Source organism: Streptomyces sp. NPDC059010 (genome assembly GCF_042740355.1).
Lineage (GTDB): Bacteria > Actinomycetota > Actinomycetes > Streptomycetales > Streptomycetaceae > Streptomyces.
The window spans coordinates 41,642-53,844 of sequence record NZ_JBHYJA010000037.1 but is presented as its reverse complement, the minus strand read 5'-3'; the positions used below and the strand labels follow the sequence as shown (position 1 = coordinate 53,844).

Annotated in this window: 12 protein-coding genes and 2 pseudogenes; 4 read left to right on the top strand and 10 right to left on the bottom strand. The window is 70.7% G+C overall.

The features are described 5' to 3' along the window. Positions 1 to 10: 10 nt before the first annotated feature. From ACFWYS_RS32865 to ACFWYS_RS32855, 3 genes are all read right to left on the bottom strand, one after another. Positions 11 to 904, bottom strand: a complete 894-nt coding sequence (locus tag ACFWYS_RS32865; protein ID WP_384776626.1) for a cytochrome c biogenesis CcdA family protein — start codon at positions 902 to 904, stop codon at positions 11 to 13. Between the two features lie 7 nt (positions 905 to 911). Further along, positions 912 to 1,487, bottom strand: coding sequence for a redoxin family protein (locus tag ACFWYS_RS32860; protein WP_384776624.1), 576 nt, complete (start codon positions 1,485 to 1,487; stop codon positions 912 to 914). 184 nt (positions 1,488 to 1,671) lie between these two features. Then, complete coding sequence (locus ACFWYS_RS32855) at positions 1,672 to 3,129, bottom strand: hypothetical protein (protein WP_384776622.1); 1,458 nt, start codon at positions 3,127 to 3,129, stop codon at positions 1,672 to 1,674. Between the two features lie 113 nt (positions 3,130 to 3,242). Between ACFWYS_RS32855 and ACFWYS_RS32850 the strand changes: the two genes are divergently transcribed. Beyond that, positions 3,243 to 4,508: a molybdopterin-dependent oxidoreductase gene (locus tag ACFWYS_RS32850; RefSeq protein WP_384776620.1), complete on the top strand. Its 1,266-nt coding sequence runs from the start codon at positions 3,243 to 3,245 to the stop codon at positions 4,506 to 4,508. Positions 4,509 to 4,519: 11 nt separating this feature from the next. Then, positions 4,520 to 5,005: a hypothetical protein gene (locus ACFWYS_RS32845; protein ID WP_384776618.1), complete on the top strand. Its 486-nt coding sequence runs from the start codon at positions 4,520 to 4,522 to the stop codon at positions 5,003 to 5,005. 185 nt (positions 5,006 to 5,190) lie between these two features. On the opposite strand, the pseudogene ACFWYS_RS32840 reads toward ACFWYS_RS32845, so the two are convergent. The 3 genes and pseudogenes from ACFWYS_RS32840 to ACFWYS_RS32830 form a co-directional block, all read right to left on the bottom strand. After that, positions 5,191 to 5,640 (bottom strand): annotated as a pseudogene (locus ACFWYS_RS32840) (class I SAM-dependent methyltransferase); the annotation flags it as partial. After that, entirely contained in the window at positions 5,637 to 6,260 is a 624-nt protein-coding gene (locus ACFWYS_RS32835) for a DUF2064 domain-containing protein (protein WP_384776616.1), read from the bottom strand. The gene ACFWYS_RS32835 and the pseudogene ACFWYS_RS32840, both read right to left, overlap by 4 nt. Next, a pseudogene (locus ACFWYS_RS32830) lies at positions 6,257 to 6,966 on the bottom strand (glycosyltransferase). The gene ACFWYS_RS32835 and the pseudogene ACFWYS_RS32830 overlap by 4 nt, the downstream one beginning before the upstream one ends. A 125-nt stretch (positions 6,967 to 7,091) precedes the next feature. On the opposite strand from ACFWYS_RS32830, the gene ACFWYS_RS32825 reads away from it, so the two are divergent. After that, a complete protein-coding gene (locus tag ACFWYS_RS32825) occupies positions 7,092 to 7,340 on the top strand; it encodes a hypothetical protein (RefSeq protein WP_384776614.1) in 249 nt (82 codons plus the stop codon). Beyond that, positions 7,333 to 8,535, top strand: a complete 1,203-nt coding sequence (locus tag ACFWYS_RS32820; RefSeq protein WP_384776612.1) for a glycosyltransferase — start codon at positions 7,333 to 7,335, stop codon at positions 8,533 to 8,535. The genes ACFWYS_RS32825 and ACFWYS_RS32820 overlap by 8 nt, the downstream gene beginning before the upstream one ends. Here ACFWYS_RS32820 and ACFWYS_RS32815 read toward each other — a convergent pair. Genes ACFWYS_RS32815 through rfbB form a run of 4 tightly spaced genes read right to left on the bottom strand, consistent with a single transcriptional unit; the run spans position 8,517 to position 12,041 of the window. Then, positions 8,517 to 8,954 (bottom strand): low molecular weight protein-tyrosine-phosphatase, encoded by a 438-nt coding sequence (locus ACFWYS_RS32815; protein ID WP_384776610.1) that lies wholly within the window; start codon positions 8,952 to 8,954, stop codon positions 8,517 to 8,519. The two genes, ACFWYS_RS32820 and ACFWYS_RS32815, sit on opposite strands and share 19 nt — an antisense overlap. Continuing rightward, positions 8,951 to 10,069: a DegT/DnrJ/EryC1/StrS family aminotransferase gene (locus tag ACFWYS_RS32810; RefSeq protein WP_384776609.1), complete on the bottom strand. Its 1,119-nt coding sequence runs from the start codon at positions 10,067 to 10,069 to the stop codon at positions 8,951 to 8,953. The genes ACFWYS_RS32815 and ACFWYS_RS32810 overlap by 4 nt, the downstream gene beginning before the upstream one ends. Then, positions 10,066 to 11,022: an ATP-grasp domain-containing protein gene (locus ACFWYS_RS32805; RefSeq protein WP_384776607.1), complete on the bottom strand. Its 957-nt coding sequence runs from the start codon at positions 11,020 to 11,022 to the stop codon at positions 10,066 to 10,068. Before ACFWYS_RS32805 ends, ACFWYS_RS32810 begins: the two co-directional genes overlap by 4 nt. Before the next feature lie 5 nt (positions 11,023 to 11,027). Next, positions 11,028 to 12,041, bottom strand: a complete 1,014-nt coding sequence (gene rfbB / locus ACFWYS_RS32800) for a dTDP-glucose 4,6-dehydratase (protein WP_384776605.1) — start codon at positions 12,039 to 12,041, stop codon at positions 11,028 to 11,030. Positions 12,042 to 12,203: the final 162 nt, after the last annotated feature.

Genomic DNA, 12,203 nt, shown 5'->3' with positions numbered 1-12,203 from the left:
CGGGGCCGCGTCAAGAAGTGGGGCCGGGCGCCGGCCGACCACCGGTCTTCGTACCGCGTGACCGGCGGGTCCTCCGGCGGCGGGCGAGCGCTGCCGCCGTGACCAGCAGCCCCGCGAAGAGGACCGTGATCGTCGTGGGGCCGAGGGTGTCCAGGACCTCGGCGACGGTGCGCTGGACGGTGCCGGCGGCGTCGATGACCGGGTCCTGGGTGGTGGGGTCGCGCTGGACGCGGATCTCGTACCAGCCGTAGTACGCCACATACGCGCCCACGCAGACGAGCAGTGCGCCGCCGAGCCGGGGCGCGACGGCACCGAGACGGCGCAGGCGCGTGACCGCGGTGGTGCGGGTGAGGGCGACCGTCAGCGAGGCGGCACCGACGATCAGGCCCATCCCGCCCGCGTACGCGGCGAACAGGGCGATGCCCTCACCTGTTGAGCCGCTGCGGAAGGCGGAGACGACGATGGCGAGGAACGGGGCGATGGTGCAGCCCAGGGAGGCGGTTGCGTACGCCATCCCGAACAGGGCCATCGAGGGCAGCGAGCGGGTCACGGCCGGGGCGCGCCGCAGTTTCGGGGCCAGGACGGGCAGCTGACGTCCGGCGAGGAGCCAGGTTCCGGCGGCGGCCATGAGCAGCCCGAAGACGATGGTGAACCAGGGCAGATGCTCTTGAACCTGCCCCGCCACGGGCTGGACGGCCAGGCCGAAGACACCGAAGAGTGCGGCGAATCCGGCGGTCATGGCGACGGTGGCGATCAACGCCCGCCCGATGGCGGCCGCACGGCTGGGGGAGTCGTCGCCGAGGACGAGCAGGGACAGGTAGGCAGGGAGCAGGGCGAAGCCGCACGGGTTGACGGCGGCGAGCATGCCCGCGCTGAGCGCTAGGGCCAGGGGCAGGTCGGCCATGGCGCGTTCAGCCGGTGAGCCCGGCGACCTTCTCGGCCAGCCCCTCGCCCGCGGGCAGCACGCCCTCGTAGACGGTTTGGCCGTCCTTGTCGAGGATGACGTAGCGGCTCTGCTCGGTGACCCCGAACCGCTTCCACACGTCACCGGCCTCGTCGGAGAGGTGGGGGAAGTCCTGGGTGCCGGTCTGGGAGACGAAGTCCTTCATGGCGGCGTTCTTGTCGAGGCCGGCGACGCCGAGCACGTTGGCCTTGCCCTGGTAGGCGGCGGCTACCTTGGCGGTCTCGGCGGCCTGGGCACGGCACTTGGGGCACCACGGGGCCCAGAACCACAGCACCGCTGGCTTGCCCGCAAGCGTCTTGGCGTCGAACGCCTTGCCGTCCACCGTGGTGCCGGTGAACCGCAGTACCTCGGGAACCTGCGCAGCGCCGCTCTCGCCCGCGTCGGCGGACTCCTGCTCGGCAGATGCCGTCTGCGACGGTGGGACCTGTGCGGCACTGTCGGAGTCGGTACCACCGGACCCGCACGCCGTGGCGGCGAACAAAGCGGCGGCCAGGACGGCCGGGAGGAGAATGCGGGCACGCATGACGGCTCCTGTGAGTCGGGATCGGCTGTGACTGTAGAGCCGTCGGGCCCAGGGAGCACAGTGCGGCAGGCTTACGGATTGGTGACGTCAGCCGGCGGTGTTTTTGAGCAGTGGGTATTGCGGACGGTGGTGGAGATCTACGGGCTGGGGCTGACGGAACCTGTTACCTCTCATCACCAGCCGGTCACCAGCCGGTCATCAGCAGGTGATTGAGGAGCAGGGCGAGGACGGCCTGGGCGGTGAGCCAGGCACGGGGGCGGGTCAGGAACGCGCCTGCGGCCAGGAGCCACAGGGCGAACGGCAGCCAGATGCGCTCCGTCTCCGCCTTGCTCATCCCGGACAGGTCGGCGATGAGCAGAGCAGCGAACGCGGCGGCAACGAGCAGGGCGAGGCGGAGGTCGGGGGTGGTGCCCGGTGTGCCTGCCCGGGGCAGGACACGCTGGCGAAGGGCGGAGCGGATACCCGCGGAGGCGCCGTGACGGTCGGGTGTCCGGACGGGCACAGGTGCGTCGAGGGGAGGATGTGCCGTGAGCTGTGCCGTGGGCTGTGCCGGGATCTCAAGGAGCGTGGCGCCGGTGCGCCGCAGGGCCGCCACCGTTGCCGGGCCCACGATCAGGACGGTGCAGGCGAGGTTGGCCCACACCCAGTAGCCGTAGGGCCGGATGCCGCCGGCCCCTTGGTAGTAGCGCTCGACGAGCAGTCGGTACGCCTCCCACCAGTTGAAGCCGGCGAGGGTGAAGACGAGCGGGACGACGGTGACTCCGGCGAGGGCGTAGGGCAGGGGCGGGGTTCGTCGTGGCCCGAGCAACAGGACGGCGGCCGCGATCACGGCGAAGAGGGCGAGTCCGTAGGAGAGGTAGCAGGTGAGGCCGAAGAGGAGCCCGGAGGCGAAGCCGGTGAGCCGCAGCCGGTGTCCGGTCACCGCGAGGGCGAGGAACGCGATGCTCCAGGCGGCGACCGCGGCGAAGTAGCCGTCCGCGGACGTCCCCATCCACACCGCCGCCGGCGTCAGAACCAGGAACGGCGCCGCCCGGCGCGCGAGCGCCTCGTCCGCGAGCGCCCGCACGGCGACCAGTACCGCTACGTACGCCGATGCGCCGATGGTGATGCACCAGATTCCGGCCCAGGCCCCGCCGCCGAGCCCGGCCCGGTCGAGCAGGACGAACGTGAGAGGTGCCGCCGGAGGGTGGCCCGCCACATGTGCGGGCCAGTGGTCGGGGGAGCCGATCAGGATGTGCTGGGTGAAGTCCCGCAGCGTCGCGGGGATGTCCTGGAAGCGGTCGATGACCTGCAGGTACTCGTACTTGGTCGTTAGCCGCACCGCGATCCCGCGTTGCCAGCCGTCGATCAGCGCCAGGGACCAGGTCCATGCCATCGCCGCACCCCAGGCGGCGCCCAGCAGCGTGCGCCACGGCAGCTGGGCGGCCAGGCGTGGGCCGTACGCCACGACGGCGGCTGCCACGACGAGCGCGGCAGGGGTGCCGGGGCCGACGTGGGGGCCCCAGTTGGCGTACAGGGGTGGCCAGCTCACGTGCAGGTTGTCGTAGGTGAAGTGGAGGTGCCGGCCGACCAGGACGGCCGCCACGACGAGGAGGACGGCGGCCAGGACAGCGGCCAGATCGCGGAACAGGGGGCGGATCACACACGGAACGTTAGGGCGGAAGGGGGCGAGCAGGGTCGCCCGCGGTGCTGACGTCAGGGTTTCGTCATGGGTCGCGCACCCTGTAAGGGCAGGTTCCTGCCTAACGTCGGGACATGCCCGACCAACGCCTGCCTTCGTCCCCTGGTTTCTGGCGCAGTCCCCTGCGCGGTCCCTGGTTCACCTCGGTCCTCGGGGTCGTGCTGCTCGGCGGGATCACGGTGCTGTTCGTGACGGGGCTGGTGTCCTACGCCGCGTACAACCCGAACCTGTCTCCGGTGAACGACAAGACCCCGGACAAGGGGATCCTCGGCTTCTACCTCTTCTCCTGGCCGACCGACCCGCACTGGCTGTACCGGCTCAACCAGGGCGTCCACGTCACGCTCGGCATCACGCTCATCCCGGTCCTGCTGGCCAAGCTGTGGTCGGTGGTGCCGAAGCTGTTCGCGCTGCCGCCGGCCCGGTCGCTGGCCCACGCCCTGGAGCGGATCTCGCTGCTCCTGCTGGTCGGCGGCGTGCTCTTCGAGTTCGTCACCGGTGTGCTCAACATCCAGCTGGACTACATCTTCCCCGGCTCCTTCTACACCCTGCACTTCTACGGGGCGTGGGTCTTCTTCGCCGCGTTCGTCGTGCACGTGGTGCTGAGGGCACCGGCTGCCGTACGCAATCTGCGTCGCATGCGGGAGGGGACGGGCTCTCAGGAGGAGGCCGGCGTGGAGCCGGAGTTCCCGCTGGTCTCCCCTCGGCCCGCGGAGCCCACCGTGTCGCGGCGCGGGGCCCTGTGGTTCGTCGGTGGCGGCTCGCTGCTGCTGTTCGTGACCACGGTGGGACAGAACTTCGACGGTCCGTGGCGGCGCACGGCCCTCCTCGCCCCACACGGGGGTGCCGAGCCGGGCAGCGACCCGGGCGGCTTCCAGATCAACAAGACGGCCGCGTCCCGGGGGATCAGCGCCGCCGAGACGAGCGAGGAGGCGTGGCGGCTGGTCGTCAGGGGGCGCACCGGGACGGTCCGGTTGAGCCGGGCCGAGTTGCTGGCGCTTCCCCTGCACAGTGCGGCGTTGCCCATCGCCTGCGTGGAGGGCTGGTCGACCTCCGACCAGTGGTGGCGGGGCGTACGACTGCGAGATCTCGCCGCCCTGGTGGGATACGACGCGGACGCGGCGCCCGACGTCCTGGTGGAGTCCCTCCAGCGCCGAGGGGCGTTCCGCTCGGCGGCCCTGCGCGCCAACCAGGTACGTGACCCGCGCTCCCTGCTCGCCCTGGACGTCAACGGTGAGCCGCTGACCCCCGATCACGGCTACCCGGCCCGGATCATCGTGCCCGCCGCTCCCGGCGTGCTGAACACCAAGTGGGTGGCCCGGATGACGTTCGGCGACCTCTGAGAGGACTTGCGATGAGAGGAATTGCGAGGAGACCTGTGAGGCGACCCCGTGTGAAGGTGGGCAGCCCGCTGCAACTCCTGCTCCTGACCTGCTCGTTCGCGTTGGCCGGTTATGCGGGTGTGCGGCTGCTGGCGGACGACTGGTTCCAGGTGGCGCTGTGGTTCGTGGGGGCGGCCCTCCTCCACGACCTGGTGCTGCTGCCGCTCTACGCGGTGGCGGACCACGCGGTGGTGGGGTCGCTCGGCGCCGCCGGCCACCGGGAATGGGCCCTGTACGTCCGGGTACCGGCCGCCCTGTCCGGGCTGCTCCTGCTCGTGTGGTTCCCGCTCATCAGCGGCCGTGTGGCGGACCACTACCCGTCGGCGACCGGCCTGTCCGGGGACGGTTTCCTCGCCCGATGGCTGCTGATCACGGCCGTGCTCTTCGGCGGCTCGGCGCTGCTGCTGGTGCAGCGGCTGCGCAGGGCGACGAAGCAGCGGCCACCGGCCGACCACTGATCGACGGCATGCCAGCCCAGCGGGCGGGCGTACCGGAGCAGCGCCGGGGTGCCGAGCCGGGCCCAGGGGAACGGGGCGCCGGCGGTCCCCGGGGCATCGGTGCCGGGCACGATGCGGACATCGACGCGCTCGTCCACGTCCACCGGGACCGTCTCGGCGATCAACAGGCCACCCGGCAGCAGCAGTTCGGCGAGTCTGCGGAGCAGGGCGTGCGGGTCGCCGCCGATGCCGAGGTTCTCGTCCAGGATCAGGGCGGTGTTCCACCGCCCCTCGCCGGGCAGTGGTTCGAAGACCGACCGCCACAGGGCCCGCCCCCCGAGCCTTAGGGTGTGGGCGACGGCGGCCTCGCTGATGTCGATGCCGAGTACGGTCCGGCCACGGGCGGCAAGTTCCGCGACCAGTCGTCCCGGTCCGCAGCCGACGTCGAGCACGGCCCCCTCACACCGGTCCAGGATCTGCCGGTCCACGGCATCGGCGGGCGCGCACCACCGCTCGACGTTCAGGGGCAGCAGCCATCCGTCGCTGCGGCGCAGGAAGAGGGGCCCGTGGCCGGCCCGGAGGGCGTCTGTGTAGGGGGCGGCGCACCAGCTGTGCTCCGCGGTGTCCCGCGCTCCCACCTCGCGTGCCGTGCTCATCGGCGGGCGATCTGCTGGAGTCGGGCCAGCTCCGCGGCGAAACAGGTGTGCGGTGCTGTGGCGGCGACCGCTTCGGCGTCGGAGACGGTGTCGACGTCCCGAAGGCGCGGCATGTCGTGCACGCGCAGGCCCGAGGCGACGAGCCGGTCACGCTGTGCGGCACCGGTTGTGGGCGTCGACATCGGGACCCCGCGCAGCAGCTCAGGGTCCGGGTGGGCCAGCCCGAGCGCCCAGAAGCCGCCGTCCTCGGCCGGGCCGAAGCAGGCGTCATACCCACACCCGTCGAAGTCCACGGTGAGCAGCTCCGGTGTCACCTGCGGGGTGTCCATTCCGATCAGCAGGGCCGGACCGTTGCAGCGGGCGAAGGCATCCGCAAGCCGCTCGTCGAGACCGCCCGCGCACTGCGGTACGACGTCGAAGCCCGGCGGCAGCCAGGACCCGGCAGTCCCGTCGAGCACCAGGACCCGGCGCCGGGCCGGTGCGGCGGCCACTGCTCGCAGTGTGTCCGTGAGAGCCGCCTCGGCGAGCGCCGCGGCCTCCTCGGGCGTGAACGGCGGGGTGAGCCGGGTCTTCACCCGTCCCGGCCGGGGCTCCTTGGCGATGACGAGCAGGGTGGTCATCGGCAGGTTCCTCCTCGCGCCGCGGTCGCCGAGGGTGTGACGCGCTGCTCGGCCGGGACGCGGCTCATGTCCCGTACCGCCTGCCAGGTCCTACGCCGGGGCCGGTCACTTTCGAGGTACCGGAGCGCGGCAGACAGGGGACGTCGTGCTCGGCGACGCGCCAGCCCGCGTCGGCGGCCTGCACGACCGTCTGCAGAGGGCAGCCGCTGCGCCGGTCGGTCAGGCCGAGCAGCGCAGCGCTGCCGGCGGTCCACCGCGGGGCGAGGTCGTGCAGGCGCGGGCCGGTGCGGCGGCGCAGCATCCGGGCGAGTGCGATGTTGTCGGCCCGGGCGTGCGCGGGCCGGGCACCTTGGCCCAGAGGTCGGCGCCGCCCGAGCGCCAAGTCGACCTCGCCGTCTTGCCCTTCGCGCACGAACAGTACGAGGAGGGCCTGGGTCAGCGGGGCGTCGCGGTCACAGAAACACACGATCGCGGCCGTCGCGGCAGTCAGCCCCGCATGGCAGGCGGCTCCGAAGCCGCGGCGAGGTTCATGGACGACCGTCGAACCGAGTCGGCGGGCGATGTCCGGCGAGCCGTCGGTGAAACCGTTGCCCAGGACGAGGGCACACCAGCCGGGCAGGATACGGGCGAGGTCCCTTGGCAGGGCTTCGGCCTCGTTCAGACAGGGGAGGACGACTTCGACATCCGCAGGCTCGGAAGAGGTCATCACAGCTCTCACCCTACGAGCGCGAACCGTATATAACGGGCATCGGCTCCTTACGAAACACGAACGTCGGGGCCTGCGGGCGGCTGGAGGGTGAGGTCTACGGCGCGCGGAGCGAGACTGGCTGTATGCCACAGCAGCCGTACGACTCGCAGGCGGTCGCCTCCGTCGGCAGAGGGGGTGCCCCCGCGCGTGTCCTTGTCGGCTATGACGAGCCCACGGTCGCGGAGGCCGAACTCGGCCCCTCGCAATCGAACAGCTCGGTGACCTCCGCGAGCGCTTCCCGGGTGGTGAAGACCGCCAACTGGCTGACCCACCTCGACCTCGACCGTGCGACGTCGCTTTGGGAGGTCGCGCTAGTCTCCCGGAATGGCTGACTTCTTCCAGGGCGTTGGTACCAGCCCTGCGGCGCCCTTCCGCCTGATCGTCACCGGCGGCGGGACCGGCGGGCATACGTATCCGGCTCTCACCGCTGTGCGGACACTGCAGGCACGTCTGGCCACTGCGGGTAGGGCTCTCGATGTGCTCTGGGTGGGCACAGCGAGTGGGCTGGAGGCTCGTGTGGCCGCCGCCGAGGGCATCCCGTTCGTCGAGGTCGCCACGGGCAAGATCCGTCGTTCGAAGAATCCGTTGAAGCTGGTCTCGCCGGCCAACGTGAAGGACATGACGAACGTGCCGCGCGGTGTGAGTCAGGCGCGGAAGATCGTCGCTGATTTCCGGCCGGACGTCGTGCTCGCCACGGGTGGCTATGTGGCCGTGCCGGTGGGGCTGGCGGCGAAGATGTGCCGGCGTCCGCTGGTGGTGCACGAGCAGACCGTCCGTCTCGGCCTCGCCAACAAGGCTCTCGCGCGGGCTGCGGCCGTCTTCGCCGTGTCTTCGGAGTCCACACTTTCGCTGCTGCCGGAGGCGGCTCGTGCCGGCGCCGTGGTGACGGGTAATCCGGTGCGGCCGGAGGTGCTCGCGGGGCGGGCGGAGAAGGCTGTGGAGGCGCTGTCCCTGACGGGCTTCGACCGTTCCTTGCCGACCGTGTACGTCACCGGTGGCGCGCAGGGCTCGGCCCAGATCAACCAGACCGTCGGCGGGATCCTGCCGTGGCTGCTGGGCCACGCGAACGTCATCCACCAGTGCGGCGAGGCCAACCTGGCCGCCATGCGGGAGCTGGCGGCCACTCTGCCGCCCGCCCTGGCGGCCCGCTACTACCTGACCGGGTTCGTCGGCAGCGAGCTGCCGGACGTCCTGGCCTTGGCCGATGTGGTGATCTCCCGCAGCGGCGCAGGGACGATCGCCGAGATCACCGCCCTCGGCAAGGCCGCGGTGTTCATCCCCCTGGCGTCGTCGGCGGGCAACGAGCAGGCCCACAATGCTCGCCACTTGCAGGATGCCGGTGCCGCCGTCGCCCTGCTGGACGAGGTGTCACCGGCGAGCCTGCAGGCGGCTGTCGGTCCCCTGCTGACCGATGGGACGCGGCGCGCGAGTGTCGCCGAGCGGGCGCGCGCTCACGGCCGCCCCGATGCCGCGGAACGGCTTGTCGATGCGGTCCTGTCGGCCGTAGGTCAGCCGTCCGGGCGCTGAAGGTGACGGGCGGCGCCCGTGACGATCATCTCGATGCAGTCGTCGAACGCGCCGTCAGGCCGCCCGAACGGGTCGGGTACGTCGCGGTCGCCGAGGTAGAGCGCGAGTCGGCCGACCGTGCGCTCGTCGGCCAGCTCGTTCAGCGCTGCCAGGTTTGTGGCGTCCATGGCCAGGATGGTGTCGGCCCAGTGCATCAGGTCGCCGTCGACCTGGCGGGCTCGGTGTCCGCTGAGGTCGTAGCCGTGCTGTGCGGCGGCCTCGGCCATGGTGGGGTGGGCGGGTTTGCCGGTCCACTTGTCCCGGATGCCTGCGGACCGTACCTCGACTGTGTCTCCGCCGAGCTGGGCGAGTACGGCGGCTGCGAGCGGTGATCGGCAGATGTTGCCGTAGCACACGGTCAGAATGCGGCGGCGGCTCATCGCACCTCCTCCAGGGCCCCGTCCAGCAGCGATACGACGTCGGCCGCGTCCGTGGTGGTCATGGCCGGGTGGAACGGCAGGCTCAGGATTTCCCGGCCGAGTTGCTCGGTGGCGGGCAGGCTGCGCCGCCATGGGGCGAAGGCGGGCTGGAGGTGGTTGGGCGGGTAGTGCACGCCGGCTCCGACGCCCATGCTGGTCAGGATGGCGTGCACCTGATCGCGCTGCGGTATGCGGACGACGCAGTTGAACGGCACGGTTCGGTCGATATCGACGTCGACCACGTCCACGCCGATGCGGGCCAGGCCGGCCGCGTACGCTCGCCACAGCTCCTGGCGCCGCCAGGCGACGGCGGGGAACTGCTGGAGTTGGACGATCCCGACGGCGGCGTGTACGGCGGACAGGGTGGCGCGCAGTCCGTGGCGGGCGACGTCGTAGGTGGTGGTGCGAATGCGCTCGGCCTGCGATTGGGTGATGCCGAGGGTGCGTAATTCCCGTAGGGCGTCTGCTTCATCCGGGTTGCGCGGCACAACGGCGCCGCCCTCGACGCATGTCAGGTTCTTGATCGGGCCGAAGCTGAAGCAGGTCAGGTCGCCGGTGGCGCCCACGGGTCCGTCGCCCGTACGGGAGCCGAAGGCGTGTGCCGCGTCTTCGATGACGGTGATGCGCCGTTCCTGGAGGACGGGGCGGATGGCGGACAGGTCGACGGCCCGACCTCCATACAGGACTGGCAGGACGGCGCGGGTTGCCGGCGTGAGTGCGTCGCCTACCGCGCGGCCATCGACACACGACGTGCGGGGGCTGACCTCTACGAAGCGCGGGCTGGCGCCGACGGAGATGATGGCCTGGATGGTCGCGCAGAACGTCTGTGACGGCACGACCACCTCGTCGCCCGGTCCGACGTCGGCAACGAGCAGCGAGAGGTGAAGCGCGGCGGTGCACGAGGCAACCGCCACCACGTCGGGGACGCCGAGGTATCGCGCGAGTTCGGCTTCGAACCGTTCGGTGGTTTCGGAGTGCCCGTACTGGCCGACGCGCATGGCCTCGGCGGCGGCCTCGAATTCGGGGCCGTGCAGGTAGGGGCGTGCATTGCGGGTGATCTCGGCGGACAGCGTCATCGGGCATCCCTCTCGTGCAGGCTCAGCGTCTCGAAGCACTTCGTGAGGTACACGCCGGGCTTGAAGCTGAGCCGGTCGTGGTCGACGGGCCGTCCGAACAGGCCGTTGACGGCTTGCTCGACGAGCGCGGCACCGGCAGCTTCAGCGCACGGGAAGGCGCCTGCGATACGTGCGTTGATCTCGGTCAGGATGACCTGGTCGCCGGAGACGAAGCCCTGCACGCAGCACACGCCTTCCATGCCGACGGCCTCCAGCGCGTGTCTCACCTGGCCGATCACCGCCTGGTCTTCGAAGGTGGCCGACACCATCGACAGCCCAGCCTTCACCAACAGACGCCACCGTGGGATGACCGAGGCCCGGCCGACGCGGTCGATCAGGCAGTCGGCGGTGAACTCCCGCCCGGTGATGTGCTCTTGCACGATCGGGTCGGGTACCAGTTCGCACAGGATGCGGGCCTGCTGCCGCGTGTGGCAGACATGCACGTTCTTCGCGCCCTGCCCTCGGCGCGGCTTGACGACCAGCAGGCCGTCCGGCAGGTCGTCGATCGCCTCGGGACCGACGCTGCGGGGTGTGGGGATGCCGTGCTGGGTCATGACGTCGTGGAAGCGGGCCTTGTCCCCGCACGCCTGCACCGCACTGAGCCCAGGGAGCCAGGTACGGACGCCCAAGGCTCCGAGCGACGCTCGCAGGGTGAGCAGCATGGGCAGCTCCGCCTCGACGGTGGAGAGCAGTCCGTGGGGCCGCAGTGTGCGGCACAGGTGCAGCAGATGGGCTGCGTAGTCGGGGTGGCCGGCGGGCGGCAGGGTGCGGGTTGTGATGCCGTCCAGGGCGAGACCGTAGGCGAGGGGCTCGCTGTCGGTGCCGATCACCTTGTAGCCGAGCCGCATCAGACTGCGGGCGAGGTCGAAGCCGGGGGCGCCGCCGATGCCGGTGACGAGGATGCGTTGTGCCACCGGTCTCACGCTCCTTCGGGGGCAGGTACGCGGACCTGCGGTATCCGCGTCTGCGGATTGCGCAGGAGGGGCGCCCACCGGCCGGGGTTGGCTCGGTACCAGTCGGCGGTTGCTTCGAGTCCTTCGTTCAGAGCTCGGGTGGGCTGGTAGCCGAGTTCGCGTGTGATCTTCGAGCAGTCCATCGCGTAGCGCAGGTCGTTTGCCTGGCGGTCCGGCACGTACGCCACCGCGGTCCAGTCGGCGTCGCACACCCGCAGGATGTGTTGGGTCAGTTCCTTGTTCGTCAGATCAGTGCCGCCGGCGATGTTGTAGACCTCGCCGGGTACGCCTGCGCGGAGGACGAGCTCGATGCCGGCGCAGTTGTCCTCCACGTGGAGCCAGTTGCGTATGTGCTGGCCGCAGCCGTGGAGGGTGACCGGCTCGCCCTTCAGTAGACGGGTCACGAACAGGGGGATGATCTTCTCCGGGTGCTGGCATGGGCCGTAGTTGTTCGAGGAGCGTGTGATGCACACCGGCACCCCGTAGGTCTGGAAGTAGGACAGGGCCACCAGGTCACTGGCTGCTTTCGATGCCGCGTAGGGGATGCTCGGACGCAGTGGAGCCGACTCGTCGGCCATGCCCGTCAGCAGCGGCCCGTAGACCTCGTCGGTGGAGACGTGGACGAACTTGTCCACGCCCAGCCGAGAGGCGGCGTCCAGGAGGGTGCGAGTGCCGAGGACGTTCGTGGTGAGGAAGTTGCCGGCTTCGTAGAAGGAGCGGTCGACGTGGGACTCGGCGGCGAAGTGGACGATGTGGTTGTGCCGGGTGACGAGGTCGTTCACCAACTCGGTGTCCAGGATGTTCCCTTCGACGAAGTCCAGCTTCGGGTCGAGGAACGCCTCGCCGAGGTTCTCGATGTGACCGGCGTAGGTGAGTGCGTCGAGGACGGTGACCGCGGCCACGTCCTCGGAGCGCAGGAGACGTTTGGTGAAGTGCGAGCCGATGAAGCCCGCACCGCCTGTGACGAGCACTGTTCGCATAGTGCCTCTCCCAACGTAGGGATCGTCAGATCGTGTGCTCCTTTAGCGCCCGGAAGGGGATTTGGCGGGCGGTTGAGGAGGGGGCTCGGCGCCGAAGCTTGTGTCCGCCGTGTGGGAAGCGTTCGAAGGCCGAGCTTCCGGGCCAGGTACTGGTCCCGGTCG

Excerpts from the sequence above, each read along its gene's own strand:
- ACFWYS_RS32865 (WP_384776626.1), bottom strand. The coding sequence starts at position 904 with ATGGCCGACCTGCCCCTGGCCCTAGCGCTCAGCGCGGGCATGCTCGCC.
- ACFWYS_RS32860 (WP_384776624.1), bottom strand. The coding sequence starts at position 1,487 with ATGCGTGCCCGCATTCTCCTCCCGGCCGTCCTGGCCGCCGCTTTGTTC.
- ACFWYS_RS32850 (WP_384776620.1), top strand. The coding sequence starts at position 3,243 with ATGCCCGACCAACGCCTGCCTTCGTCCCCTGGTTTCTGGCGCAGTCCC.
- ACFWYS_RS32845 (WP_384776618.1), top strand. The coding sequence starts at position 4,520 with ATGAGAGGAATTGCGAGGAGACCTGTGAGGCGACCCCGTGTGAAGGTG.
- ACFWYS_RS32835 (WP_384776616.1), bottom strand. The coding sequence starts at position 6,260 with ATGACCACCCTGCTCGTCATCGCCAAGGAGCCCCGGCCGGGACGGGTG.
- ACFWYS_RS32825 (WP_384776614.1), top strand. The coding sequence starts at position 7,092 with ATGCCACAGCAGCCGTACGACTCGCAGGCGGTCGCCTCCGTCGGCAGA.
- ACFWYS_RS32820 (WP_384776612.1), top strand. The coding sequence starts at position 7,333 with ATGGCTGACTTCTTCCAGGGCGTTGGTACCAGCCCTGCGGCGCCCTTC.
- ACFWYS_RS32815 (WP_384776610.1), bottom strand. The coding sequence starts at position 8,954 with ATGAGCCGCCGCCGCATTCTGACCGTGTGCTACGGCAACATCTGCCGA.
- ACFWYS_RS32810 (WP_384776609.1), bottom strand. The coding sequence starts at position 10,069 with ATGACGCTGTCCGCCGAGATCACCCGCAATGCACGCCCCTACCTGCAC.
- rfbB (WP_384776605.1), bottom strand. The coding sequence starts at position 12,041 with ATGCGAACAGTGCTCGTCACAGGCGGTGCGGGCTTCATCGGCTCGCAC.